Origin of the sequence: Aeromonas sp. s8 (genome assembly GCF_040907785.1) — a bacterium.
GTDB classification, from domain to species: domain Bacteria; phylum Pseudomonadota; class Gammaproteobacteria; order Enterobacterales; family Aeromonadaceae; genus Aeromonas; species Aeromonas veronii.
The window spans coordinates 71,551-95,870 of sequence record NZ_JBFOCL010000042.1; the positions used below are offsets into that span (position 1 = coordinate 71,551).

19 protein-coding genes and 1 pseudogene are annotated in these 24,320 nt (G+C 59.2%); 12 read left to right on the top strand and 8 right to left on the bottom strand.

Translation table 11 applies throughout. The features are described from left to right. Positions 1–222: 222 nt before the first annotated feature. The 6 genes and pseudogenes from nirB to mgtE all read left to right on the top strand — a co-directional run bounded on the left by nirB (position 223) and on the right by mgtE (position 7,047). Positions 223–2,769 carry a nitrite reductase large subunit NirB gene (gene nirB, locus AB5Y86_RS14655; RefSeq protein ID WP_368193182.1) on the top strand — a complete coding sequence of 849 codons (2,547 nt, stop codon included), beginning with the start codon at positions 223–225 and terminating at the stop codon, positions 2,767–2,769. Beyond that, positions 2,769–2,840: pseudogene (gene nirD / locus AB5Y86_RS14660) on the top strand (nitrite reductase small subunit); the annotation flags it as partial. The gene nirB and the pseudogene nirD (AB5Y86_RS14660), both read left to right, overlap by 1 nt. A 35-nt stretch (positions 2,841–2,875) precedes the next feature. After that, positions 2,876–3,193 (top strand): nitrite reductase small subunit NirD, encoded by a 318-nt coding sequence (nirD, locus tag AB5Y86_RS14665; RefSeq protein WP_113069183.1) that lies wholly within the window; start codon positions 2,876–2,878, stop codon positions 3,191–3,193. 57 nt (positions 3,194–3,250) lie between these two features. Further along, positions 3,251–4,063 carry a nitrite transporter NirC gene (gene nirC, locus AB5Y86_RS14670; protein WP_368193183.1) on the top strand — a complete coding sequence of 271 codons (813 nt, stop codon included), beginning with the start codon at positions 3,251–3,253 and terminating at the stop codon, positions 4,061–4,063. A 12-nt stretch (positions 4,064–4,075) separates the two neighbouring features. Beyond that, a complete protein-coding gene (cysG, locus tag AB5Y86_RS14675) occupies positions 4,076–5,476 on the top strand; it encodes a siroheme synthase CysG (RefSeq protein ID WP_368193184.1) in 1,401 nt (466 codons plus the stop codon). A gap of 146 nt (positions 5,477–5,622) precedes the next feature. Then, positions 5,623–7,047, top strand: a complete 1,425-nt coding sequence (mgtE, locus tag AB5Y86_RS14680; RefSeq protein WP_043821442.1) for a magnesium transporter — start codon at positions 5,623–5,625, stop codon at positions 7,045–7,047. An 80-nt stretch (positions 7,048–7,127) separates the two neighbouring features. Here the strand turns inward: mgtE and AB5Y86_RS14685 are convergent, their stop codons facing one another. After that, positions 7,128–8,069, bottom strand: a complete 942-nt coding sequence (locus tag AB5Y86_RS14685) for a hypothetical protein (protein WP_201975305.1) — start codon at positions 8,067–8,069, stop codon at positions 7,128–7,130. Between the two features lie 359 nt (positions 8,070–8,428). On the opposite strand from AB5Y86_RS14685, the gene AB5Y86_RS14690 reads away from it, so the two are divergent. After that, complete coding sequence (locus AB5Y86_RS14690; protein WP_108542528.1) at positions 8,429–10,420, top strand: bifunctional 2',3'-cyclic-nucleotide 2'-phosphodiesterase/3'-nucleotidase; 1,992 nt, start codon at positions 8,429–8,431, stop codon at positions 10,418–10,420. Between the two features lie 265 nt (positions 10,421–10,685). On the opposite strand, the gene AB5Y86_RS14695 is transcribed toward AB5Y86_RS14690, so the two are convergent. The 4 genes from AB5Y86_RS14695 to AB5Y86_RS14710 form a co-directional block, all read right to left on the bottom strand. Then, a complete protein-coding gene (locus AB5Y86_RS14695; protein ID WP_021230728.1) occupies positions 10,686–11,651 on the bottom strand; it encodes an ABC transporter permease in 966 nt (321 codons plus the stop codon). A gap of 2 nt (positions 11,652–11,653) precedes the next feature. Then, positions 11,654–12,772: an ABC transporter permease gene (locus tag AB5Y86_RS14700; RefSeq protein ID WP_005357011.1), complete on the bottom strand. Its 1,119-nt coding sequence runs from the start codon at positions 12,770–12,772 to the stop codon at positions 11,654–11,656. Continuing rightward, positions 12,772–14,337 carry an ABC transporter ATP-binding protein gene (locus AB5Y86_RS14705; RefSeq protein ID WP_368193185.1) on the bottom strand — a complete coding sequence of 522 codons (1,566 nt, stop codon included), beginning with the start codon at positions 14,335–14,337 and terminating at the stop codon, positions 12,772–12,774. The genes AB5Y86_RS14700 and AB5Y86_RS14705 overlap by 1 nt, the downstream gene beginning before the upstream one ends. A gap of 85 nt (positions 14,338–14,422) precedes the next feature. Beyond that, positions 14,423–15,421, bottom strand: coding sequence for a BMP family protein (locus AB5Y86_RS14710; protein WP_005340803.1), 999 nt, complete (start codon positions 15,419–15,421; stop codon positions 14,423–14,425). A 616-nt stretch (positions 15,422–16,037) separates the two neighbouring features. On the opposite strand from AB5Y86_RS14710, the gene AB5Y86_RS14715 reads away from it, so the two are divergent. The 4 genes from AB5Y86_RS14715 (at position 16,038) to AB5Y86_RS14730 (ending at position 21,838) form a co-directional block, all read left to right on the top strand. Beyond that, positions 16,038–17,993 (top strand): hypothetical protein, encoded by a 1,956-nt coding sequence (locus AB5Y86_RS14715; protein ID WP_368193187.1) that lies wholly within the window; start codon positions 16,038–16,040, stop codon positions 17,991–17,993. Positions 17,994–18,057: 64 nt separating this feature from the next. After that, positions 18,058–18,459: a hypothetical protein gene (locus tag AB5Y86_RS14720; RefSeq protein ID WP_193860939.1), complete on the top strand. Its 402-nt coding sequence runs from the start codon at positions 18,058–18,060 to the stop codon at positions 18,457–18,459. 68 nt (positions 18,460–18,527) lie between these two features. Beyond that, entirely contained in the window at positions 18,528–20,699 is a 2,172-nt protein-coding gene (gene uvrD, locus AB5Y86_RS14725; protein ID WP_368193189.1) for a DNA helicase II, read from the top strand. 179 nt (positions 20,700–20,878) lie between these two features. After that, positions 20,879–21,838: a hypothetical protein gene (locus tag AB5Y86_RS14730; protein ID WP_368193191.1), complete on the top strand. Its 960-nt coding sequence runs from the start codon at positions 20,879–20,881 to the stop codon at positions 21,836–21,838. Positions 21,839–21,929: 91 nt separating this feature from the next. Here the strand turns inward: AB5Y86_RS14730 and AB5Y86_RS14735 are convergent, their stop codons facing one another. From AB5Y86_RS14735 to ydfZ, 3 genes are all read right to left on the bottom strand, one after another. Further along, complete coding sequence (locus AB5Y86_RS14735; RefSeq protein WP_368193192.1) at positions 21,930–22,460, bottom strand: transposase; 531 nt, start codon at positions 22,458–22,460, stop codon at positions 21,930–21,932. A 209-nt stretch (positions 22,461–22,669) separates the two neighbouring features. Next, a complete protein-coding gene (locus AB5Y86_RS14740; protein WP_017788673.1) occupies positions 22,670–23,107 on the bottom strand; it encodes a DUF2846 domain-containing protein in 438 nt (145 codons plus the stop codon). Positions 23,108–23,310: 203 nt separating this feature from the next. Further along, positions 23,311–23,508, bottom strand: coding sequence for a putative selenium delivery protein YdfZ (ydfZ, locus tag AB5Y86_RS14745; protein ID WP_005357022.1), 198 nt, complete (start codon positions 23,506–23,508; stop codon positions 23,311–23,313). 311 nt (positions 23,509–23,819) lie between these two features. Between ydfZ and AB5Y86_RS14750 the strand changes: the two genes are divergently transcribed. After that, complete coding sequence (locus tag AB5Y86_RS14750) at positions 23,820–24,320, top strand: DUF1993 domain-containing protein (RefSeq protein ID WP_368193193.1); 501 nt, start codon at positions 23,820–23,822, stop codon at positions 24,318–24,320.

Consider the following 24,320-nt stretch of genomic DNA (forward strand, 5'->3'; position numbering starts at 1 on the left):
GTTTTGCATTTTAAGCCCCAGCCCCCTTCTCTCTATGTCCCACTCGCACCCAGCAGCAAAACACTCAACTGGTATACCTATTTTTGTATATCTTTGAATTTTATCGAATTACCCCTGACGAGATATATAAATAGACACTTGATTTGCATCAATTGCCCGCCCCGACTGACTGGGTAGCCTAGCCCCAGAATGATGTTTTATTACTCCAAACTAGAGGCAATCATGAGCAAAGTCAGACTGGTCGTTGTGGGCAACGGCATGGTGGGGCACCGCTTCATCGAAGAGTTGATCGAGCGGGCCGAGCCGGGCCGCTACGAGATCACCGTCTTCGGTGCAGAACCCCGTCCCGCCTACGATCGCGTCCATCTCTCCTCCTACTTCTCCCATCACACCAGTGAAGATCTCTCCCTCGTCAAACCCGGTTTCTACGACAAGCACGGTATCCGCCTGCTGCTCGGCGAAGCGGTGAAAAAAATCGACAGGGCCAACCGCGAAGTGCACTCCAACAAGGGCACTGTGGTCGGGTACGACAAGCTGGTGCTGGCCACCGGCTCCTACCCCTGGGTGCCGCCCATTGCGGGCAGTCAGCACCACGAGTGCTTCGTCTATCGCACCATCGAGGATCTGAAAGCCATCCGCAGCGCCGCCAAGAGCGGCAAGAGCGGGGTGGTGATCGGGGGCGGTCTGCTTGGCCTCGAAGCCGCCGGTGCCCTCAAGGCGCTGGGTCTCGAGACCCACGTGGTGGAGTTTGCCCCTGTGCTGATGGCCGAGCAGCTCGACGGTCAGGGTGGCCAGCTGCTGCGCCGCAAGATTGAATCCATGGGGGTGCAGGTACACACAAGCAAGAGCACCAGCGAGATCCTGATGCATGGCGGCGAACAGGCGAAACACCGCCTCGCCTTCGCCGACGGCAGCCAGCTGGAAGTGGACGTGGTGGTCTTCTCCACCGGCATTCGTCCGCAAGATACGTTGGGCCGTTACGGTGATCTCGCCATCGCCGAGCGCGGCGGCATCGTCATCGACGATCACTGCCTCACCTCCGACCCCGACATCTACGCCATCGGCGAGTGCGCCGCCTGGCAGGGCCGCTTCTTCGGGCTGGTAGCGCCGGGCTACAAGATGGCCCAGATCACCGTCGACCATCTGCTCGGCGGCGACAGCCGCTTCGAAGGGGCGGACATGAGCGCCAAGCTCAAGCTGCTCGGCGTCTCCGTCGGCTCCATCGGTGATGCCCACGGCCGCACCCCGGGTAGCCACAGCTATGTGTTCCAGGACGATCAGGCCGGCGTCTACAAGAAGATCGTGGTGAGCGAAGACAACAGCCGATTGCTCGGCGCCGTGCTGGTGGGTGACGTGGAGGATTACGGCAACCTGCTGCAGATGATGCTCAACGCCCTGCCGCTACCGAGCCACCCGGATACCCTGATCCTGCCCGCCTACGCCGGTGCCAAGCCGACACTGGGGGTGGATGCCCTGCCGGAGAGCGCCCAGATCTGCTCCTGCTTCGACGTCTCCAAGGGCGACATCGCCCAGGCCGTCGCCGAGGGTCACACCACGCTGGCCGCCATCAAGCAGCACACCAAGGCCGGTACCGGCTGCGGCGGCTGCGTGCCGCTCATCAGTCAGGTGCTCAACGCCGAGCTGGTGAAGCAGGGCATCGAGGTCAACAACCACCTCTGCGCCCACTTCCCCCACTCCCGTCAGGAGCTGTTCCATCTGGTCAAGGTGGAGGGGATCAAGAGCTTCGACGAACTGCTGGCCAAGCACGGTCAGGGCTATGGCTGCGAGGTGTGCAAACCGACCGTCGGCTCCATCCTCGCCTCCTGCTGGAACGAGCATGTGCTGAGCCCGCGCAACATCCCGTTGCAGGACACCAACGATATCTTCCTCGGCAACATGCAGAAGGACGGCAGCTACTCCGTCATCCCGCGCATGGCCGGTGGCGAAGTGACCCCGGAAGGGCTGCTGGCGGTGGCCGAAGTGGCTCGCGACTACAAGCTCTACACCAAGATCACCGGCGCCCAGCGTATCGGTCTGTTCGGGGCCCAGAAGGATGATCTGCCCGCCATCTGGCGCAAGCTGCTGGCAGCGGGTTTCGAGACCGGTCAGGCCTACGCCAAGGCACTGCGCATGGCCAAAACCTGCGTCGGCAGCACCTGGTGCCGCTTCGGCGTGCAGGACAGCGTTGGCCTCGGGGTCTTCCTCGAGAACCGCTACAAGGGGATTCGCACCCCGCACAAGATGAAGTTCGGCGTCTCCGGCTGTACCCGCGAATGTGCGGAAGCGCAGGGCAAGGACGTCGGCATCATCGCCACCGATGCTGGCTGGAACCTCTATGTGGGCGGCAACGGCGGCATGAAGCCGCGCCACGCCGACCTGCTGGCGTCTGACCTTGATAGAGAGACCCTCATCAAGCTGATCGACCGCTTTATGATGTTCTACGTCACCAGCGCCGACAAACTGCAGCGCACCTCGGTCTGGCTCGGCAATCTGGAAGGGGGCGTCGACTACCTGCGCGAGGTGATCGTCGACGACAAGCTGGGACTGGCCGAGACCCTCGAGCGCGATATCCAGACCCTTATCGACAGCTACGAGTGCGAATGGTCGCGCACCCTCAACGAAGAGGAGGCGCTCAAGCGCTTCAGCCACTTCATCAACAGCGACAAGCGCGATCCGGACGTCCAGTTCGTCGCCGAGCGCGACCAGCACCGACCGGCGACTCCGGCCGAGCGCATCCCCGTCTACCAGATCGAGGTGGAAACCAAATGATGAAATTAGCCTGCCAACTCAACGACATCCTGCCGGGAACCGGTGTCTGCGCCCTCATTGAAGGTCGCCAGAATATGCCTGTTTCGCTCGATGTGGAGGTTCAATCATGAAATTCGCCTGCCAACTCAGCGACATCCTGCCGGGAACCGGTGTCTGCGCACTCATTGAAGGTCGCCAGATCGCCCTGTTCCGCCCGAGCGCGGCCGCCGAGGTGTTCGCCATCGACAACCGGGATCCCTTCTTCGCCGCCAACGTGCTGTCGCGGGGCCTGATCTGCGAACACGACGGCGAGCTCTGGGTGGCGAGCCCGCTCAAGAAGCAGCGCTTTCGCCTGAGCGATGGCCACTGTTTCGACAACCCGGCCATGTCGGTGCAGAGCTACCCCGTTGAAGTGCGCGACCAGCAGGTCTGGGTCGCCGTCTAAAACCAAATTCACTCTCTTTCGGGCTGCCTGTGGGCAGCCCTTTCAAGGACTCACAAGATGTACACGGAAACCATCAACAAGTGCGCCGCCAACGCGGCCCGCATCAACCGCTTCGAGCGCAGCGACAAGCTCGGCTTCTGGCTCAGCTCCGCCATGGCGGGGGCCTATGTGGGCCTCGGCATCATCCTCATCTTCACCCTCGGCAATCTGGTGGATCCGAGCATCCGACCGCTGGTGATGGGGGCCACCTTCGGCATCGCCCTGACGCTGGTGATCATCGCCGGCTCCGAGCTGTTTACCGGCCACACCATGTTCCTCACCTTCGGGGTGAAGACGGGCAAGATCACCATGGCCGACCTGCTGCGCATCCTGCCGCAGACCTGGGCGGGCAACCTGATTGGCGCCATCGTGGTGGCGCTGATCTACTCCTACGGCGGCAGCCTGCTGCCGGATGCGGGCAGTCTGGCCCACAAGGTGGCACTGGCCAAAACCCAGGCACCGGCCCTGACCCTGTTTATGAAAGGGATCCTCTGCAACTGGCTGGTCTGCCTCGCCATCTGGATGGCGCTGCGCACCGAAGGGGCCGCCCGCTTCATCGCCATCTGGTGGTGCCTGCTTGCCTTTATCGCCTCCGGCTACGAGCACTCCATCGCCAACATGACCCTGTTCGCTCTCTCCTGGTTTGGCGCCCACTCCGAGGCCTACACCCTGGGCGGCATCGGCCACAACCTGCTGTGGGTGACGCTGGGCAACACCGTCTCCGGCGTCCTCTTTATGGGCCTCGGCTACTGGTATGCCACCCCCAAGGCTGAGCGCCCGGTTGCAGTGAGCGAGACCACCAGCACCGCCAACCAGACCCGAACCGCCTGATCCGGAGGCCCCATGGACTACTTGCCCATCTTTTGCCGACTCGACAACAAACCCGTGCTGCTGGTCGGCGGCGGCGAGGTAGCGGAACGCAAGGCGCGCCTGCTGCTGGATGCCGGTGCCCACCTCACAGTGGTGTCGCCCGAGCTCGACCCCGAGCTGGCGGAACTGGCTGCCAATGGCAACATCGAGTGGCTGGCCGGTGAATTTGCACCGCAGCAACTGGCGGGCAAGTGGCTGGTGGTGGCCGCCACCGATCGGCGCGAGGTGAATGCGCTGGTCTACCAGAGCGCCAACCGGGCGCGGATCTTTGCCAACGTGGTGGATGACCCGAAACGCTCCAGCTTCATCATGCCGTCGATCATCGACCGCTCGCCGCTGATGGTGGCCATCTCCTCCGGTGGCAAGGCGCCGGTGCTGGCCCGTCTGCTGCGGGAAAAACTGGAAGCGCTGCTGCCGCAACATCTGGGGGCCGTGGCGGCCTTTGCCGGCAGCCTGCGGGATCGGGTCAAGGCCCGCTTTGCCAGCATGGGCGAGCGGCGCCGCTTCTGGGAGCGGCTACTCGGGGCGGACCGGCTCGGTCAGGCGCTGGCGCGGGGGGATCACGCCTCTGCCAACCAGCTGGCCGACAACCTGTTTGCCGACGAAAGCCAGACCGGAGGCGAAGTGGTGCTGGTGGGGGCTGGCCCCGGCGATCCGGGTCTGCTCACCCTGCACGCCCTGCGCCAGATGCAGCAGGCCGACGTGGTGGTCTATGACCGGCTGGTCTCCGACGAGGTGATGGCGCTGGTGCGCCGGGATGCCAAACGCATCTTCGTCGGCAAGCAGGCGGGCAACCACTGCGTGCCGCAGGAGGGGATCAACCAGCTCTTGCTGGAGGAGGCGAAAAAGGGGCAACGGGTGGTGCGGCTGAAGGGGGGCGACCCCTTTATCTTCGGCCGTGGCGGCGAGGAGCTGGAGACGCTAGTCGGCACTGGCATCGGCTTTCAGGTGGTGCCGGGGATCACCGCGGCCAGCGGCTGCGCCGCCTACGCCGGCATTCCGCTGACCCATCGCGACCACGCCCAGAGCGTGCGCTTCGTCACCGCCCACGGCAAGGGGGGCGCCCGGGATCTCGACTGGCCGCTGCTCGCCAAGGACAAACAGACGCTGGTGTTCTACATGGGGCTCTCATCCTGCGCCACCATCCGTGAAGAGCTGCTGGCCCACGGCAAGGCGGGCCACACCCCGGTGGCGCTGATCGAGCGCGGCACCCAGCCAAACCAGCGGGTCATTCGCGGTACCCTCGATCAGTTGCCCGCGCTGGCGGTGGGGGTCGAGAGTCCGGCGCTGATTATGGTGGGCTCAGTAGTGACGCTGGCCGACCGGCTCGCCTGGTTTGGCGAGGCACCGCAGCGCCAGCGAGCCCTCGCCTGAGGGATTCTCGGCAACTCACCATGAGGCCACCAGCAGGTGGCCTCACTTTTACCTCCCTCTTCTCCTATCACGGTCATAACCTGTTGTTTTAAGTCTGGTATCCTATGGGCATTGAGCCCTTGGCTACCATCTCAGGAATTCATCCCATGTCTCTTCCCATCAAGAACAGCGCCCGGCAGCGCGCGGATGACAGATCCCGCATTCTCACCCTACTGCTGCGCGATGATGCACTCACCGACAGCCTGCTCGATCCGCAGGTGGTGCAGGATGCCGAGCAGCGCGATCAGACCAGCGAACTCACCACACTGGTCAACGGGTTGCCCGCCGCCGACGTCGCCGACGCGCTGGAGTCGCTGCCGCCCGATGAACGTCATGCCCTATGGGCACTGGTGGAGGAGGAGAAGCGCGGCCAGATCCTGGTAGAAGCGTCGGAGACGGTGTGGGACAGCCTGATCAGCGGGATGAGTGACAAGGAGCTGCTGCACGCCCTGCGCACCCTGGATATCGACGACCAGATCTATCTGGGCCAGTACCTGCCGCGCAACCTGATGGGGCGGCTGCTCACCTACATGGCCCCCGCCGACCGGGATCGGGTGCGGGAGGTGATCCGCTACGGCAAGCACACCGTCGGCGCCATGATGGACTTCGAGATCATCACCATCCGCCCCGAGGTGAGTCTGGCCACGGTGCAGCGCTATCTGCGCTTGCGCGGCAAGATCCCCGCCAACACCGACAAGCTGTTCGTCATCGATCGGCGCAACCACCTGCTGGGGGAGCTGGCCCTCACCACTGTACTGCTGCACAAGCCCGCCACCCTGGTGAGCGACGTGATGGAGCGGGATCCGGTCACCTTCGATCCGGAGGATAACGACGAAGCGGCGGCCCGCACCTTCGAACGGGATGACCTGCTCTCCGCCGCCGTGGTGGATGGCAAGGGCAAGCTGATGGGCCGCCTCACCGTCGAAGAGGTGGTGGATCTGGTCTATGAGGAGAGCGACACCGACCTGCGCCGGATGGGGGGTATCAGCGAGGATGAAGACGTGTTCGCCCCTGTCTCCAAGGCGGTCAAGACCCGCTGGGCCTGGCTCGCCATCAACCTCTGCACCGCCTTTGTCGCCTCGCGGGTGATCGGCCTGTTCGAGCACACCATCTCCCAGCTGGTGGCGCTGGCGGCCCTGATGCCCATCGTCGCCGGGATCGGCGGCAACACCGGCAACCAGACCATCACCATGATAGTGCGGGCGCTGGCATTGCAGCACATTCAGGCGGGCAACCTCTCCTTCCTGCTGCTGCGGGAACTCGGCGTCGCCTTTATCAACGGGCTGGTGTGGGGCGGCACCATGGGCATTGCCACCTACCTGCTCTATCAGGATGCGGCGCTCGGCGCCGTGATGACCCTGGCCATGATGCTCAACCTGCTGGTGGCCGCCCTGATGGGGGTGATTATCCCCATGACCATGACCCGCCTCGGCCGCGACCCGGCAGTCGGTGCCAGCGTGATGATCACCGCCATCACCGACACCGGCGGCTTCTTTATCTTCCTCGGGCTGGCGACACTCTTCCTGCTGTAAACCGTGCGTTGAAAACAACAAGGGAGCCACTGGCTCCCTTGTTGTTTCAGGCACGTTTGCCCACCCCTGCCGTTAGCTGCTTATCGCTTGTCAGCGGTGATCAGCAAGCCATTGGTGTCGGGGAAGCCGATGACCAGCGCCTCTTTTTTGGCATCCGTGGTATAGGTGGTGACATAGGCGACGCGGTTATCCATCGCCCGGGCCAGAGCGGCATTCCAGAGGTTTTCGATCGGCGTGGCGGCAGCGGATTGCTTGAAGTTGCACTTGCCAAACCCGGTCATGGTCAGCTTGCTCAACCCGGCAGTGGCACTCCCCTCGCCCACCAGCGTACAACCTGCCGCCGGAAACTCGATCGCCACCGTCAGCTTGCCACCGTTGTTGGTGGTATCCACCTTGCCCACAATGTCGCTGCTGAAGCCATCGCTGCCCGTGGCACTCCAGCTGGCCGTGGTCACCGCTTTGGTGGTCAGGGCCGTCACCGCCACATGACCGCTGAAACCGGAATAGATGGGGGAGTTGTCGGAGAACTTGGTGCCGGTCCGGGTGAAATCAAAAACCCAGCGCTTGATCTCCTTGCCCTGCAGATCGATGACCGGCTGATCCTGGAAGGTGATGAGGTTGTGGTCGTTGGTCACCGAGCTGAGCGCCGTGCTGGTGCCGAGCCGTTCGCTGTTGCGGATCAACTGCACCGGGTAGATCCCGTCTTTGTCGGCTTTCTGGTCAGCCTGACCCAGCCACTGGCTGTTGGTCTCGACCTTGCCCACCTGATGATCCACCCAGACACCCCAGTGCTGCAGGGTTTCACCCTTCGGGTAGACCAGCGCCAGACCATCCAGATCCTTGATCATGCGCGGCGTCGCCTTGTCGCCGTCGCGGCTCATCAGATTCGCTTGGTATAGACCCGCCTCCGGCAGAGCCAGCGGCACCCGCTTGGCAATGCTGTTGGCAGCTTTTTCGCTGTCACAGGCAGACAGGGCCGCGGCGCAGGCGATGGCCAGCAGCGCTCTGTTGTGCATTTTCATGAGGTTTTATTCCTTGCTGTCGCTTTGTAATTTTTTAGATGCAATCAATCGCCGCTGAATTTAAGGGAAAGGTCATCTATCAGTCGAATGGAGATCTGTAACCAACCATTACAGCCTCGCAGAAGCGGCAGGCCGCGCAGCTTGCCCCGACCGCACAACGGTCACGACAGGGTGACTCACTGCGGAAAAGCAGCGAGGGTGGCGACCCTGAAGGAAGAGAAAAAAGAGATTAAAATCAGAGTCATAACTCTATTAACAGGAGGGTAATTAGCCCGAATTGCCAGCCTGCTCACAATCGGATTCTTTTGCTGTCGATAGAATGCACCACGCTGGCATACCCATAACAAGAGAATCCAACAATGAAAACCACCCTCAAACTGAGCGCGGTGGCAGTTATCTTTTTGCTGTCCGGCTGTGATGACAACAACTCTCAGGCCCCCGGTGATCTCACCCTGCGGCTGATCGAAACCTCTGATATCCACTCCAACCTGCTGAGCTACGACTACTACCAGAACAAGCCGGATGCCTCGCTGGGCTTCGCCCGCACCGCTGTGCTGATCCGCAAAGCCCGCGAAGAGAACGCCAACAACTTGCTGATCGACAACGGCGACCTGATCCAGGGCACCCCGCTGGCCGACTATATCCACGACCAGCAGGTCAAACAGCAGTGGCTGAGCAAGCAGACCCACCCCGCCATCAAGGCGCTCAACACCATGAGCTATGATGTCGGCAACCTGGGCAACCACGAATTCAACTTCGGTCTCGACTTCCTCTCAGAGACCCTGAAAGGGGCCAACTACCCCTACATCAACGCCAACGTCTTCCAGGCCGATGCCTTCAGCCGTGATGGCAAGGGCACCATCGACTGGAGCAAGCAGAAGTTCAAACCCTATGTGGTGCTGGATCGTCAGGTGAAGGATGCCAACGGCAATACCCAGACCATCAAGGTCGGTGTGCTGGGCCTGACTCCGCCCCAGATCACCCAGTGGGACAAGCGCAATCTGGAAGGCAAGGTGGTGGTGGCCGATATGGTCGAGACCGCCGAACACTATGTACCCGAAATCCGCGCCAAGGGCGCTGACATCGTCGTGGTCGTGGCCCACACCGGCATCATAGGTGACCCGCGCGAACCCATGATGGAGAACGCCGCTCTGCCGCTGGCCAAGGTAAAAGGGGTCGATGCCCTGCTGCTGGGTCACGCCCACCGCACCTTCCCGGGTGACTACCCCAACATGACCGACGTGGACAACGAGAAAGGCACCCTGGCGGGCGTACCGACCGTGATGCCGGGCGTCTGGGGTAACCACCTCGGCATCATCGACCTGCACATGACCTGGAAAGAGGGTCGCTGGGAAGTGGCCTCCAGCCAGTCCCAGCTGCGCAAAATCGACAGCAGCGCCACCAGCACCGAAGATCAGGCAGTGGTCGATCAGGTCATTGCCGAGCACGAGCAGGCCAACCAGTGGCTGGACGAGCCCCTCAGCAAGATCACCAAGCCGATCCACAGCTTCTTCGCGCTGGTGCAGGATGACCCCTCCATCCAGATCGTCAGCGACGCCCAACTGTGGCACGCCAAGAAGCTGCAACAGGATGGTCAGCTCAAGGAGAAATGGCCCATCCTCTCCGCCGCCGCGCCATTCCGTGGCGGTCGCAACGGCCCGACCGACTTCACCTATGTACCGGCTGGCGATATCTCCCTGCGCAACGTGGCCGACCTCTATGTCTACCCCAATACCCTGCAGGTGGTCGCCATCAATGGCGCGACCGTACAGGAGTGGCTGGAGAAGAGCGCCGTCCAGTTCAACAAGATCGATGCCGCCAGCACCGCCACCCAGTGGCTGGTGAACGAGAAGTACCGCACCTACAACTTCGACGTGATCGACGGGGTGAACTATCAGGTCGATGTGACCAAACCTGCCCGTTACGATGTGGATGGCAACAAGGTGAGCGACAGCTACCGCATCACCAACCTCACCTATCAGGGCAAGGCGATCGACCCGGCCCAGATGTTCTACGTGGTGACCAACAACTACCGCGCCAGCGGTGGTGGCAACTTCCCGGGCATCAACGCCAAGGTGATCGTCCATGAAGATCAGTTCGAAACCCGCGAAGTGCTCTCCGAATACCTCAAGGATCTGGCAGAGAAGAATCCGGCCGGTTTCGAGCCCCCGGCAGACAACAACTGGCAGCTGGCCCCCCTGCCCGCCAATCTGGATCTGCGCATCTACAGCTCGCCACGCAGCGAGGCGCAAGCCCTGACCGGCGGCAAGCTGAACTATGTGGAGACCCTGCCGCCCACCGATGCCAAACACCCCGGCTTTGGCGTCTACAAGCTGGTGCTGGCCCCCTGATCCTCAGGGTTAATCCGGCAATAACCTCTGCAACCCCCTCCTGATACGAGGGGGTTTTTGGTGGTGCTGGCGGAGGGGTCAGCGCCTGTACGCCAACCACGACCTGCAGCAACTCGCGCAGCCCCTTTATCCCTTCACGCCATCGCCTCCCTTCATCACACCATCCAGATCCCGGCAGGTCTGCCCCATTCCGCCCATAAAAAACAGGCCCACCGAAGTGGGCCTGCTGTTATTTGCGTGGGTGGGAATATCGCGATAGAGGGCGCTACTCCCGCTCCTTCACATAGGGGGTGCCGAGCGCCTTGGGTGCCACCGCACGGCCGATAAAACCGGCCAGCAGGAACACAGTCAGAATGTAGGGCAGAGCCTCGATGGCCTGCACCGGAATGGCGAAGCCACCGATGCTGACCCCTTGCAGGCGGATGGCGACTGCATCGAGGAAACCGAACAGCAGACAGGCTGCCATGGCATTCCAGGGGCGCCACTTGCCGAACACCAGCGCCGCCAGCGCCATAAAGCCCTTGCCCGCACTCATGTTGGGGATGAACTGGGCCGTCTGGGCGACCGCCAGATAGGTGCCACCGATACCGGCCAGCAGGCCGCCGATGAGGAGCGCGGTGTAGCGCATCCGCACCACAGAGATACCGGCGGTATCGACCGCTGCGGGCGCCTCACCCACCGCCCGCAGACGCAGACCGAAGCGGGTACGGAACATCACCCACCAGGCCAGCGGCACACAGGCAAATGCCACGTACTCCAGCAGGGAGTGGCCGCTCAGCAGCTCGCTGTAGAGCTGGCCGATCACCGGCACATCCCACAGCTCCTTGGCATAGGGCAGATCGATGGGGGCGAAACGGGCATCACCGGAGAGCGCCGGAGTCTGGCCCCCCTGATCGAACCAGTAACGGCCCAGGGTGACGGTCAGACCGGCCGCAAGAATGTTGATGGCCATGCCGCTCACCACCTGATCACCGCGATGGGTGATGGTGGCAAAGCCGTGCATCAGGGCAAACAGGATGGAGACACCCACCCCGGCACCCAGACCTATCCAGGCAGAACCGGAGACCGCTGCCGCCGCACCGCTGGCGAACGCCGCCGCCAGCAGTTTGCCTTCCAGCGCGATGTTGACCACCCCGGAGCGCTCGCAAAACATACCCGCCATGGCCGCCAAAATGAGAGGCGGTGCGGTACGAATGGTCGCATCCAGCATCAGGATCAGAATTTCAAACATGATCAGACTCCTTTAGCTTGCGCGGCTGAGCGGTTGGCAAACGCCAGATAGAGCTGCTCGATGCGCGGACGCATCATGTGCTCAAGGGCGCCACAGAACAGGATCACCAGACCCTGCAACACCACCACGATGTTGCGGTCGACACCGAACTCGAAGCTGAGCTCGGCGCCCCCCTGATAGAGGAAACCGAACAGCAGGCTGGCGATGATGACGCCGACCGGATGGTTGCGCCCCATCAGCGCCACCGCGATACCGGTGAAGCCGAACCCTTCCACGAAGTTGAGCTTGATCTGGTGCAGTTCACCCTGCAGCACGTTGAGGGCGAAGAAGCCCGACAGCATGCCGGAGATGACCATGGCCAGGATCACCACCTTGGGATAGGAGATACCGGCGTAGGCGGAGGCGCTCTGGCTGGCGCCGACCGAACGGATCTCGTAGCCCCAGCGGGTGTGCCAGATAAAGACCCACACCAGCGCCGCACAGATCAGCGCCCAAAAGAAGCTGATATTGAGCGGGCTGTTGGGGATCTCCATCCCGAACAGGTTCGCCAGCCCGCTCATCTTGGGCAGCCAGCTTGCTTCGGCAAACACCTTGCTCTCGGTCGCCATCGAGCCGGGCGGCTTGAACACCTCCACCAGCAGATAGGCCATCAGCGAGGCGGCGATGAAGTTGAACATGATGGTGGTGATCACGATATGGCTGCCGCGCTTGGCTTGCAGCCAGGCCGGAATAAAGGCCCAGGCAGCACCGAACAGACCACCGGCAATGATGGAGAGCGGCAACAGCAGGGCAAACGGCAGCACATCGCCGAGCATCAGACAGACCAGACCGACACCGAGACCGCCGATATAGGCCTGACCTTCACCACCGATGTTGAACAGACCGGCGTGGAAGGCGACCGCCACCGACAGACCGGTAAAGATAAAGCCGGTTGCGTAGTAGAGGGTGAAGCCGACCCCTTCACCGGTGCCGAACGCGCCGTACCACATGATCTTGGCGGCATCGACCGGGTTGATGTCGAGGTAGTAGAACAGAATGGCCGACACCAGGAAGGCCAGCAGGATGTTGACCGCAGACAAGACGCCTACGGAGACCCAGGCAGGAATACGTACTTGGCTCATCAGTGGGCCTCCTTGGCAACTTCGTCCGGCACTATATTCGCCATCATCAGACCAATGGTGCGCTCATCCGCCTTGGCACCATCCAGCTCGCCGACGATGCGACCATCGGCAATGACCAGAATCCGGTCTGCGAGGCTCATGATCTCGTCCAGCTCCACCGAGACCAGCAAGACGGCCTTGCCCTTATCGCGCATGGCGATGATCTGCTGGTGGATATACTCGATGGCACCGATGTCGACCCCGCGGGTCGGCTGGCCGATCAACAGCACATCCGGGTCCTGCTCCACTTCACGGGCGATTACCAGCTTCTGCTGGTTGCCACCGGAGAAGTTGGCGGTCTTGTGATCGGGATGGGGCGGGCGCACGTCCCACTTCTCCATCTTGGCCTGACAATCCTGCTGGATCGCCTCCTTGTTCTGCAGCCACCCCTTGTTGTATTGCGGGCGGCGGTGATAACCGAGAATAAAGGCCTCTTTCGCCTCGAAGCGGTTGATCAGCCCCATCTTGTGGCGATCTTCCGGCACATGGCCGAGGCCGTAGTTGCGCACCCGCTCGGGATCGGCCGGGTGCTCCGCGCTCACCTTGTGCACGCCGCTGCGGCTGCTGATGGTGAAGCCACCCTTGCTCGGCTTGAGAATACCGCCAAGCAGACTGAGCAGTTCGGACTGACCGTTGCCGGAGACCCCGGCGATGCCGACCACTTCACCGGCCCGCACCTCGAAGCTGACCGATTTGACCCGCTCCACCTTGCTGGCGTCGAAGTAGCTGAGCCCTTCGATCTTCAGCTTGGCTTCACCGGGCTGGGTTGGCCCCTTGTCGACCTTGAGGCGTACCTTGCGGCCCACCATCAGCTCGGCCAGCTGCTCCTTGTCGGTATCCTTGGTGGCGACGTGTGCCACCATCTCGCCACGGCGCATGATGGAAACCTGATCGGTGATGGCCAGGATCTCCCGCAGCTTGTGGGTGATAAGGATGATGGTTGCCCCCTGATCCCGCAGCTTTTTCAGCACCTCGAAAAGGTGATCCGCCTCTTGCGGGGTCAGTACCCCGGTCGGCTCGTCGAGGATCAGGATGCGGGCGCCGCGATAGAGCGCCTTGAGAATTTCGACCCGCTGTTGCAAACCCACCGGCAGATCTTCGACCTTTTCGTGCAGCGGCACGTCTAGGCCATAATCCCGCGCCAGTTCGCCCAGCAACTTTTCGGCTGACGCCACGCTCTGCTGAAGGTGCCAGCCGTTCTCAGCGCCGAGGATGACGTTTTCCAATACGGTGAAGTTATTGACCAGCATGAAGTGCTGGTGAACCATGCCCACGCCTGCGGCAATCGCATCTTGTGAGCCATGGGGTTTGAAAGGATTCCCGTCGATCAGCATCTCGCCTTTGTCGGCATGGTAGAAACCATAAATGATGCTCATCAGGGTGGACTTACCGGCGCCATTTTCGCCGACAATGCCGTGGATACTGCCTTTGCGAACCTTAAGGTCGATCAGCTTGTTGGCGTACACTTCGCCGAACCGCTTATCGATACCTCTTAATTCGATGGCATAGCGATCTGTCTGGTCCATGATGCAGCCCTGCGTTTCATGAAATAAGACTAAAAACCGGCCCGTGCGGGCCGGTGGTGCGTTGAGAGTCGTAGCAACTATCTAATTAGTATTTGCAGGTGTTATCGCTCATATAGTCATGAACCTTGACCTTGCCAGCGATGATTTCAGCCTTGATGGCATCCACCTTGGCTTTCATTTCCGGGGTGATCAGCTTCTCGTTGTCCTTGTCGAGAGCCCAATCCACACCGCCTTCTGCCAGACCTAGGTTCTTGATACCCGGCTTCCACTCGCCTTTGGCAGCGTCATCCCAGGTCTGGTAAGCGGCCAGACCCACAGACTTGACCATGGAGGTCAGCATAGTGCCCGGTTGCAGGTGGTTCTGGTTGGAGTCCACCCCGATGGCGAACTTGCCGCTGTCCTTGGCTGCCTGATAGACACCGATACCGGTACCGCCAGCTGCGGCGTAAACCACGTCAGCGCCCTTGGCGAACTGGGACTTGGCCAGCTCGGCACCTTTGGCCGGGTCAGCAAACGCGGCCGGGGTAGAGCCCGCCATGTTCTGGAACACTTCGATCTTCGGATTGACGAACTTGGCACCCTGCTCGTAACCGCACTGGAATTTGCGGATCAGCGGGATATCCATGCCGCCCACGAAGCCGACCTTGCCGCTCTTGGAAGCGATGGCAGCCAGCGCGCCCACCAGGAAGGAACCTTCATGCTCCTTGAAGATGACGGACTGGACGTTCGGCTTGTCGACCACCATGTCGATGATGGTGAACTGGGTTTTCGGGAATTCGGTCGCTACTTTCTCAACGGCAGAACCCATGTTGAAACCGACCGCCACGATCGGGCCGTTGCCACGGCTGGCCAGACGACGCAGACCCTGCTCGCGCTGGGCTTCGTTCTGGGGTTCAAACTCTTTGACCTTGACGCCCTTGTCCTTGTTGTAGAGCTCGACGCCGTTACGGAACACGGCTTCGTTGAATGATTTGTCATACTTGCCCGCGGTGTCATAAATGACGGCTGGCTCGGAAGCAGCCTGAGCAGAGAGAGCAGCGAGAGTGAGGGAGGCCACAGTGGCCAGCTTGAGCACTTTAGTCACGATCGTATCCTTGATTGTTATTAAGTGAGGGAACTTGCTTGCCTGTCAGAGCAGGCTATCTAGCACGCAGGCTTACTCTAAGTCAGCCCCGATGCGGGTCAAGCAAATGATAAGGGAAAAACGTTTGCGTTAACGGTTTGAATTCTAAGCAAATAACCTTATAAGCAGTTGTTTTTTAGCTGCTTTTCAGTTTTTTATGCTAAAAACCAAAAGACCCAAACGACATTTCTCTTATTGTTCAGCAAGTTACTGTAAACCGTTTTCCCCTGTTATTCATCCAGCCCCCCGGCAAGCCCGTGATCCGGCTCGCAAAATCCCCACAAACCGCGCGAGCAAGAGTTGGCTACAGCTGGATACGATCAAAGCTCATAGACCCTCTCTCTAATACTCTCCAGTCAACATACCCTAACCAACCATGAGCCCCCGCATCCACTTTGTTGAGCAAGCTCACAATTCATATGAACTCGAGATCCAGATCAAGTTGAAAACCATATGAGCCCCTGTATGATGCCCGCCGCATAGACCTCAAATGAAACTAACAAAAACATCAATTGGGCTTCTTTTGCATCAATTCATGCCACCCATTCTGACTTCCTCAGCCAGGTGCCGGTGACATATGCATCGTTGTTTCAGGAAAATAAAAATGAAAAAAAATATTCTGGCTTTATCGGTTGTGACGGCGTTATCCAGCTTGGCGCTGGCAGGTTGTGGCGGTGGTGGCGATGGTGCCAGCACAGATAATGGCAATAACAGTGGCAATGGTGGAAACACCACCAAACCTGCGTTGACTGCCACCTTTATTGATAGTGCAGTAGCCGGTTTGAACTACACATGCGGTAACTACACCGCGCTCACTAATCAGCAAGGCCAGTTCCTCTTTAATGACGGTGACACCTGTGCCTTCAAACTGGGCTCAATCCCGCTTGGGGAAACCCAGGTTAAAAAAGGTCAGACCCTGGTAACCCCATATACCATCGCCGAGAAGGGTGACAAAGATCGCGCCATTCGTATCGCCGCCCTGCTGCAAACCATGGATGACGACAACGATCCTGCGAACGGTATCACCCTGAAGCCTGATGCCATCGCCAAGCTGGGCAATACCATCCGTTTTGAAAGCGATGACGCTTTTAATACCAGCCTGAATGAAGCCCTGAAACAGGCACAGCTCGACAAAAAAGTGGTTGATACCAAAGCTGCCGAAGCACATATGAATGCCTCGCTGGCAGTGATTAATGGTCAATCAGTTGCAGTCAACAAGGTACTCACCGATCTGCTGACGCTGACCGATCTGAAAACCCTGCATGTGGAAGATAAGCTCAAGGAGTACAAGAGCACGCTGCAGGCCGAGACCACAGACACTGGCAAAACCGATCGCCAGATCGTGCTGGCCATGCTGGCCATGCTCGAAGTAACCAACGACCCTGTTGTTGCAGACCGCTTAGGCTTTACCTCTTCTGAGATGGGCGTTAATTACAGCACCAACCTGGCTAAAGTGATCGATGTCATTATCCACACACCATACTCCGCCTCCATGGCCTTTAGTCTCAAGGGTGGCAAAGGATATACCCGTGACGTAGCCAAGCTGATGGGGGCCTATGCCGATAGTATGGACAAGGTCGCCGCCACCCTGGCCGATATCCAGGACCCGGGTTACAGCGCAATCTATGGTGACAACGATGCGATTACCCTCAATTTCGACAGCGCCAAGGCCCTACGCGCCTCAGCGATGGCGATGGCATCGGCACTCAATATTGCCGCATCCTACCAATACGGCCCGGATAATGCGTATGCAACCCAGCAAGAAGAGGTGACCTTGCCACGCATGCACATCAAGGACTCCTGGGGCATGCAGCCGAGCACCACCTATGCAGAGAGCAGCAGCACCTTCGAGACCCAGTTCATCCAGCAGGATATCGAGCCGGATGCGCTGGTGGCGCACGCCGATTTCTTCCGTCTGACCGACGATGCCAAAGCGCGGTTGGCCAAGGCCAAGTCACAGGTGAAGGATGCGGTGAGCATCGCACTGACTATCGATCAGAACAAGCTGGACGAGTCGTTGACCCAGGATGAGATCGAGGCCAATGCTGCGACCCTCAAGGAGCTGGCGAACCACTTTGCAGGTACTTTGCCCACTATCCAGTGGGAAAGCGTCGAGACCAAGTATGTCAATACCGGTATGGGCTGGGAGCCCAAAGAGGTGGGCGTCAAGTTCAACATCAACGTCATCCCATTCTTTGACGAGATGTTGGATCGTAGCGATTTAACCATCAAGGTATCTGGCAACTGTGCTGTGGGTATGCGGGATGCCGAACTGTCCAAGGCAATGGGAGAACCTATGTGCCTGATCTCGAGCGACGAGTTTAAGGCCCTTGCCCAAAGCGATCGCGGTGCGCTCAAGTACATCGGCTGGATGCAGGAAGATCAAGACAGCCGCACCGCCATCTATGCCAAGGGGGTGGGTTATGACTGGTCAACCCGGATTACACCGGTGTCCGGTTCGACCTTTGACAAAGTCTTTGTATCTTGTACCGATCTGGATGGCAACAAGGTCAGCTGTGCCGATCAGCTGTAAACAATGCAGAGCGCTCCTGCTGGGGGCGCTCTTTTTGCTGATACCGACGGCGCAAGCTGCCGGTATGTTGGCACGCTACAAGGATTATCGGGAACGTGTCTTCGATCGTCAGGGTCAATTGCAATATCAATTAACTACCCGGGAATATATGCAGCGGATGCCCGATGGGCGTCCGTCACTGTCCAGTCTCTTTGCGTTGCGAGAGATGCAACGAGAGTCACTGCAGCTCAAGCTGGGTACCTTGATGGTGAATGATGTCATCGTGCACTTCCAGCATGGATATTATCAAGATGGCCAACTCATGATGGGCGACACGGAAGTGACCTTACCTGAAGGCCGTTTGCACGCAGCAGTACTTCGTTTTGATCCCGTCCATCAAGTGCTAGATTCCCCACGCGCCATGCTATTGAGCTTTTCTGGCGATGTGTTGGGCCAATATCGAGATTATCACCGCCCCCTTCGTTGATCCTGCTGGTTGGTCTCTGGCCGCTCAGGCCGTATAATCCCCGCCTGTATAAATAAACAGGAGTGGTGATGGACGTTTCAACCCTGCTCGACGGGCTCAACGACAAGCAAAGAGATGCCGTTGCGGCGCCCCGCAGCAACCTGCTGGTGCTGGCCGGTGCCGGTTCGGGCAAGACCCGGGTGCTGGTGCACCGTATCGCCTGGCTGATGCAGGTGGAACGCTGTTCACCCTTCTCCATCATCGCGGTCACCTTTACCAACAAGGCGGCGGCCGAGATGCGCGGCCGGGTCGAAAAAGTGATCGGCGACGGCGTGCGCGGCATATGGATCGGCACCTTCCACGGCATCGCCCACCGCCTGCTGCGGGCCCACCATCTGGATGCGGGCTTGCCGCAGGATTTCCAGATCCTCGACTCCGACGACCAGTACCGCCTCATCCGCCGGGTGCTCAAGGCGCTCAACCTCGACGAGAAGCACTGGGCCCCGCGCGCCGTGATGGGCTACATCAACGGCAAGAAGGACGAGGGGCTGCGCCCCGGTGACATCGACCTCTACGGCGACCCCGTCACCCGCACCTATCAGCAGATCTACAAGACCTATCAGGAGACCTGCGATCGCTCCGGTCTGGTGGACTTTGCCGAGCTGCTGCTGCGCGCCCACGAGCTGTGGCTGAACAAGCCGCACATCCTCGAGCACTACCGCGACCGCTTCCAGAACATCCTGGTGGACGAGTTTCAGGATACCAACGGCATCCAGTACGCCTGGCTGCGGATGCTGGCGGGCAACAGCGGCAAGGTGATGATCGTCGGCGACGATGACCAGTCCATCTACGGCTGGCGCGGCGCCAAGATCGAGAACATCCAGCGCTTCCTGACCGACTATCAGGGCGCCGAAACCATCCGCCTCGAGCAGAACTACCGCTCCACCGCCAATATCCTCAAAGCGGCCAACAGCGTCATCGCCAACAACGCCGAGCGCCTTGGCAAGGAGCTGTGGACCGAAGGGGCCGAGGGCGAGCCGATTTCGCTGTATGCCGCCTTCAACGAGGTGGACGAAGCGCGCTTCGTGGTCGGCCGCCTCAAGGATTGGAAGGAAAAGGGCGGGCTCTTGGCCGACTGCGCCATCCTCTATCGCTCCAACGCCCAGTCACGGGTGCTGGAAGAGGCGCTGATGCAGGATGCCATGCCCTATCGCATCTACGGCGGCCTGCGCTTCTTCGAGCGACAGGAAATTAAAGACGCCATGGCCTACCTGCGGCTTATCAACAACCGTGGCGACGACGCCAGCTTCGAGCGGGTGGTCAACACCCCGACCCGCGGCATCGGCGATCGCACCCTCGAGATCCTGCGCGGCAACGCCCGCGATCAGGGGCTCAACCTGTGGCAATCGGCCAAGGCGCTGCTCAACGACAAGGTGCTGACTGGTCGCGCCGGCAACGCGGTGCGCGGCTTTGTCGATCTCATCGACGCGCTGGAGGAGCAGGTCGCCATGCTGCCGCTGCACCAGCAGGCGGATATCGCCATCCAGAACTCCGGCCTCAAGGCAATGTATCTGGCGGAAAAGGGCGAGAAATCCCAGGCGCGGGTAGAGAACCTCGACGAACTGGTCACCGCCTGCCGCCAGTACCAGCGCTCGGACGAGCTGGAGGATATGAGCGATCTCTCCGCCTTCCTCGCCCACGCGGCGCTGGAATCCGGCGAGAATCAGGCGGACGAATATGCCGACGCGGTGCAGCTGATGACCCTGCACAGCGCCAAGGGCTTGGAGTTCCCGCTGGTGCTGCTGGTCGGCGTCGAAGAGGGCATGTTCCCCAGCCAGCAATCGACCGAGGAGTCGGGCCGGCTGGAGGAGGAGCGCCGCCTCTGTTACGTCGGCATGACCCGCGCCATGGAGAAGCTCTACATCTGTTATGCCGAGAGCCGCCGCATCTACGGCCGCGAGATGTTCCACAAGCCGAGCCGCTTTATCCGCGAAATGCCTGCCGAATGTCTGGAAGAGATCCGGCTGCGCACTCAGGTCAGCCGCCCCACCCAGTACGGCCGCTTTAGCCAGAACGAGGTGCAGCAGAGCTTCGACGCCAGCGGCATCAAGCTCGGCCAGCGGGTGCTCCATCCAAAATTCGGCGAAGGGGTGGTACTCAACTTCGAAGGGGTCGGCCAGCAGAGCCGGGTGCAGATCCAGTTCGACGACGTCGGCGCCAAGTGGCTGGTGACGGCGTATGCCAGATTGGAAGCGCTTTGATTTGTCCCGCGCTTGATGCAATCAACCCGGCTTAGGCCGGGTTGATTTTTATATGACCCATCGCGACAACTTTAAATACGCGATCGTCCGAATACGCTTCGCTATTCGAACCTACGATGCTGGCATCAGGTTACAACAAGTGTTATTAATGCATTAAAATTAATTACCAGGCAACGCTAATGAATAACGTTTACTTTTTAGGTTTTACACCAAAACCATATGTTTGGGTTGTAGTAGATGCTGATGAGCATTGGTATGACTTTAATGCCAGAAAAGATAAATCTCTTTTTATAAGAGAGGTGGTTTTTGCTGCTGAAGGGAAAGATCTTTCTATAATAGTAACAAGACCGGGTATGGTTTGGATATCAAGCAACACAAAGAGACTAGCAACAACACAAGAGGATGACTTTTTCAAAACTGTTGAATTGCGTAAAAATTTAATTAAGGTCGCTAATGTCTATAACTATCTACTAGCTTTGACATCAAAGGATTACACTTCAGGCTGTGCCACGCCAATTATCCCAATAGAAATCACCATTCATGAAACTATGTGCATTAAATTCTTCGGTGAAAGCGGTCAAAACCTTGATGAGCCAACAACATTCATCCCGACATGCCCTAATGTAACCTCAGCTATGAATCTTGAGTTCAAAGAATTAGAAAGTCGAGATGGCCAAATTTATGTTGATGCATACAAAAAGGCTTTTGATGTTTTAGAACGTTTAGATGAGAAGGGGATTGAATGCTTAAACATTCTATCAAAATCTGAAAGCGAGTATTTAAATAGTGACTACAGCACCTCATTAATTCTCTCTTGGTTTATCATAGAGCATATCATACTTGATATTTTCTTAAGAGAAGCAAATGGCAACATGAATAAAAATGGGAACTCACCGAAGTTTGATGACATGCTATCAAAAGTACAAAGCACTGCTAACTATCGTGAGTATTCATCTGTTATTGCATTGATAACGCAAGCTAAGAATGCACGAAATGGTTTTGCGCATCGAAATGAGAAAGTGGATAAGGATTCAGCAGAAAAGTCCTTGAATGCAGCATTCGCTTTAGCTTCCTACAAATTAAAGATCGATTTGAAGCACAGTATTTATGTACCCCAGATTCTTTCTTACGGTAGGTAGGACCGTAGGTTCGATTAGCGAAGCGTAATCGGACGATCGCGTAAGACGTTCGCATTATCGGTCGCTTACAACGGAACAACCCTTTTAGGGTTCACTCCAATCCCCCCGATGCCCCATCCACCGACCCGCACCAATCCGGTGGATAGACGCCGCTCACCACATAACGATGGAAGGTGGAATACGGCCAATCGGCCACCCGCGTGACATGACCATGCTTGAGCGGGTTGATATGGACGTAATCCATATGGCGGCGGTAATCCTGCTCATCCCGGATCAGATGTTCCCAATAATGGCGTTGCCAGATGCCCCGCTCCCCGTGACGTAACCGCGTCTGGCTGCGCCGCTCATTGACCGGCAAGGCGCGGGAAAAGTGGCTTTTGATCAGCCGCCAACGCAGGGGGAAATCGGTGTCCCCTTCCGGCAAAGAGAGAATGCAGTGGAGATGGTCGGGCAACACCACCCATGCGTGAATGGCGAAGGGGTGAGCCTGTTGCACCTTGGCAACGCTGCGGCGCAGCAGGTCGATCTGCTCCACCAGCAACCGGTTGTTGCGTCGCTCCAGCAGGTTGACGGTAAAGAACCAGGTTCCTCCGGGCCACCATGCCCGCCGCCAATTGGCCATCCTTTTCCCCTCGTTGAGGCCGAAAAGCCAAGCATAGCCTTGCCTTACTTCGCTCTGCTTGCAGGCCGTGATGATGCGGATGTTACTTACGCGATCGTCCGATTACGCTTCGCTAATCGAACCTACATGGACAGGAAATCTGGAACACCCACTTTCGGGCAAAGGCGTAACTGGTGGAGCTACGCCTTGTTTTTGGTGAAAGCCTCTGGTCACTTGACCAACTTGCTCTCCATCACCCCTTGCTTGCCCTCCTCTTCACTGACCTGACTCAGCTTGGAGCGGGCCATCAGCAGGCCCATCTTGACCTCCTGCCATACGTAGTAGTTTTTACCCGCCTCGGTACTGAGGGTCAGGGTGGCATCGTTCTCCGACTTGGAGGTGATGGTGTGGCTGCCCGGCGTCACCTGCTTGAGGATGTAGGTGTGGGCCACGGTATCGCCGACCGCCATACCATCCACCAGCAGCGGCATTTTCACCGCCGCACCGAAGGTCTCGTTGCGATAGATATAGAGGTTGGCCGCATCCTTGGGCGCCACAAACTGCTTGGCCTGCGCATCTGCAGTGGCATCGGCCATGGGTACGGAAGCACAACCGGAAAGCAGCGCCGCTGACAGCAGGGCGGCACTCATCATTATTTGCCTGAACATAGTCGTTATTTTTTAGTGAGTTAACGGGGTTTAAAGGTTCGCATGAGCCTGCGCTGGCTGACAATCGCTCAAATCGGTTGGGGTGTGACCCGGTTCAATTTTCCAGCATTTGGTGGGATGAAGGGGGGAACTCAGAAACCCGGCCGCCAGATGGGGCGCGGCGGCCGGGTGAATTGTAAAGAGTAGGGTGACAGGGAAAGGGATCAGCCTAGTCTAATCAACTCGATGGGGGCGTAGCGCTCTCCGGAGTTTGCCAGCAGCACGCACTTCTCATGCTCCGCCTGATAGGGGGTCATGTTGTCGGTGTGGGCCTCTTTCAGAAAATCGACTGCGCCAGTGGCGGCAATCATGACGCGCTGACCCTGGTTCAGCACATTTCGGTTCCGGTCATAGATCTTCATCTCATTCTCCTTTTCTTGTGTCCTGGCGGATGCGCAGGCGTCTGTCCAGGACAACGGCATTCAGCCTACGCCCCTGAAAAAAGGTGATTTATGTCACAGATCAAAAAAGGGGCGATAAGGGACTCACAGGTTCAGAAAGCGAGCATGGCCCCTTGGCCAACGGTTGTCGCGCGAAGTAGCGCTGCCCTGCCCTTTTCATCGTGGCGGGCTCGAACCCGGCAGCGGTTGGGGTATATTGGTGGCCGATTAGCCAGTCTCATTCACCGTGGCCGCGCAAGCGGGCCGCTGTTTCAACAAGATGGAGAGTGCTCATGAATCGCGACATTACCGCCCAGTTCATCAAGATGCTGACCAATCTGGATCACTGTCTGGCCAAGGCCGAGGCCCACGCCACGGCGAAGCAGTTCAACGTGGAGAACTTCTTCGGCGATCGGCTGATCGTCGATATGCTGCCTTTCAGCAAGCAGGTGCTGATCTGCTGCGATTCGGCCCGCGCCGTGGTCGCCACCGCCAGCCACAGCGAGCTGCCGGCCATGGGCGATGATCCCAAAACCATGGCGGATCTGCGCGCCCATATCGGCAAGACCATCACCTATCTGCAAGGCAAGCTGGAGGCGGACTACAGCCAGTACGCCAGCGGCCGTTACGTGCCCCACTGGGCGGGCGGCAAGGGGATGGATGGCCATACCTGCGTCCATGAGTACGGCATTCCCAACTTCTACTTCCACCTCACCATGGCCTACGCCCTGCTGCGCCGCGCCGGGGTCGATCTCGGCAAGCGTGACTATCTGGGCGGGCTCAACCTGCAATAA

Excerpts from the sequence above, each read along its gene's own strand:
- nirB (WP_368193182.1), top strand. The coding sequence starts at position 223 with ATGAGCAAAGTCAGACTGGTCGTTGTGGGCAACGGCATGGTGGGGCAC.
- nirD (WP_113069183.1), top strand. The coding sequence starts at position 2,876 with ATGAAATTCGCCTGCCAACTCAGCGACATCCTGCCGGGAACCGGTGTC.
- nirC (WP_368193183.1), top strand. The coding sequence starts at position 3,251 with ATGTACACGGAAACCATCAACAAGTGCGCCGCCAACGCGGCCCGCATC.
- cysG (WP_368193184.1), top strand. The coding sequence starts at position 4,076 with ATGGACTACTTGCCCATCTTTTGCCGACTCGACAACAAACCCGTGCTG.
- mgtE (WP_043821442.1), top strand. The coding sequence starts at position 5,623 with ATGTCTCTTCCCATCAAGAACAGCGCCCGGCAGCGCGCGGATGACAGA.
- AB5Y86_RS14685 (WP_201975305.1), bottom strand. The coding sequence starts at position 8,069 with ATGAAAATGCACAACAGAGCGCTGCTGGCCATCGCCTGCGCCGCGGCC.
- AB5Y86_RS14690 (WP_108542528.1), top strand. The coding sequence starts at position 8,429 with ATGAAAACCACCCTCAAACTGAGCGCGGTGGCAGTTATCTTTTTGCTG.
- AB5Y86_RS14695 (WP_021230728.1), bottom strand. The coding sequence starts at position 11,651 with ATGTTTGAAATTCTGATCCTGATGCTGGATGCGACCATTCGTACCGCA.
- AB5Y86_RS14700 (WP_005357011.1), bottom strand. The coding sequence starts at position 12,772 with ATGAGCCAAGTACGTATTCCTGCCTGGGTCTCCGTAGGCGTCTTGTCT.
- AB5Y86_RS14705 (WP_368193185.1), bottom strand. The coding sequence starts at position 14,337 with ATGGACCAGACAGATCGCTATGCCATCGAATTAAGAGGTATCGATAAG.
- AB5Y86_RS14715 (WP_368193187.1), top strand. The coding sequence starts at position 16,038 with ATGCATCGTTGTTTCAGGAAAATAAAAATGAAAAAAAATATTCTGGCT.
- AB5Y86_RS14720 (WP_193860939.1), top strand. The coding sequence starts at position 18,058 with ATGTTGGCACGCTACAAGGATTATCGGGAACGTGTCTTCGATCGTCAG.
- uvrD (WP_368193189.1), top strand. The coding sequence starts at position 18,528 with ATGGACGTTTCAACCCTGCTCGACGGGCTCAACGACAAGCAAAGAGAT.
- AB5Y86_RS14730 (WP_368193191.1), top strand. The coding sequence starts at position 20,879 with ATGAATAACGTTTACTTTTTAGGTTTTACACCAAAACCATATGTTTGG.
- AB5Y86_RS14735 (WP_368193192.1), bottom strand. The coding sequence starts at position 22,460 with ATGGCCAATTGGCGGCGGGCATGGTGGCCCGGAGGAACCTGGTTCTTT.
- AB5Y86_RS14740 (WP_017788673.1), bottom strand. The coding sequence starts at position 23,107 with ATGTTCAGGCAAATAATGATGAGTGCCGCCCTGCTGTCAGCGGCGCTG.
- ydfZ (WP_005357022.1), bottom strand. The coding sequence starts at position 23,508 with ATGAAGATCTATGACCGGAACCGAAATGTGCTGAACCAGGGTCAGCGC.
- AB5Y86_RS14750 (WP_368193193.1), top strand. The coding sequence starts at position 23,820 with ATGAATCGCGACATTACCGCCCAGTTCATCAAGATGCTGACCAATCTG.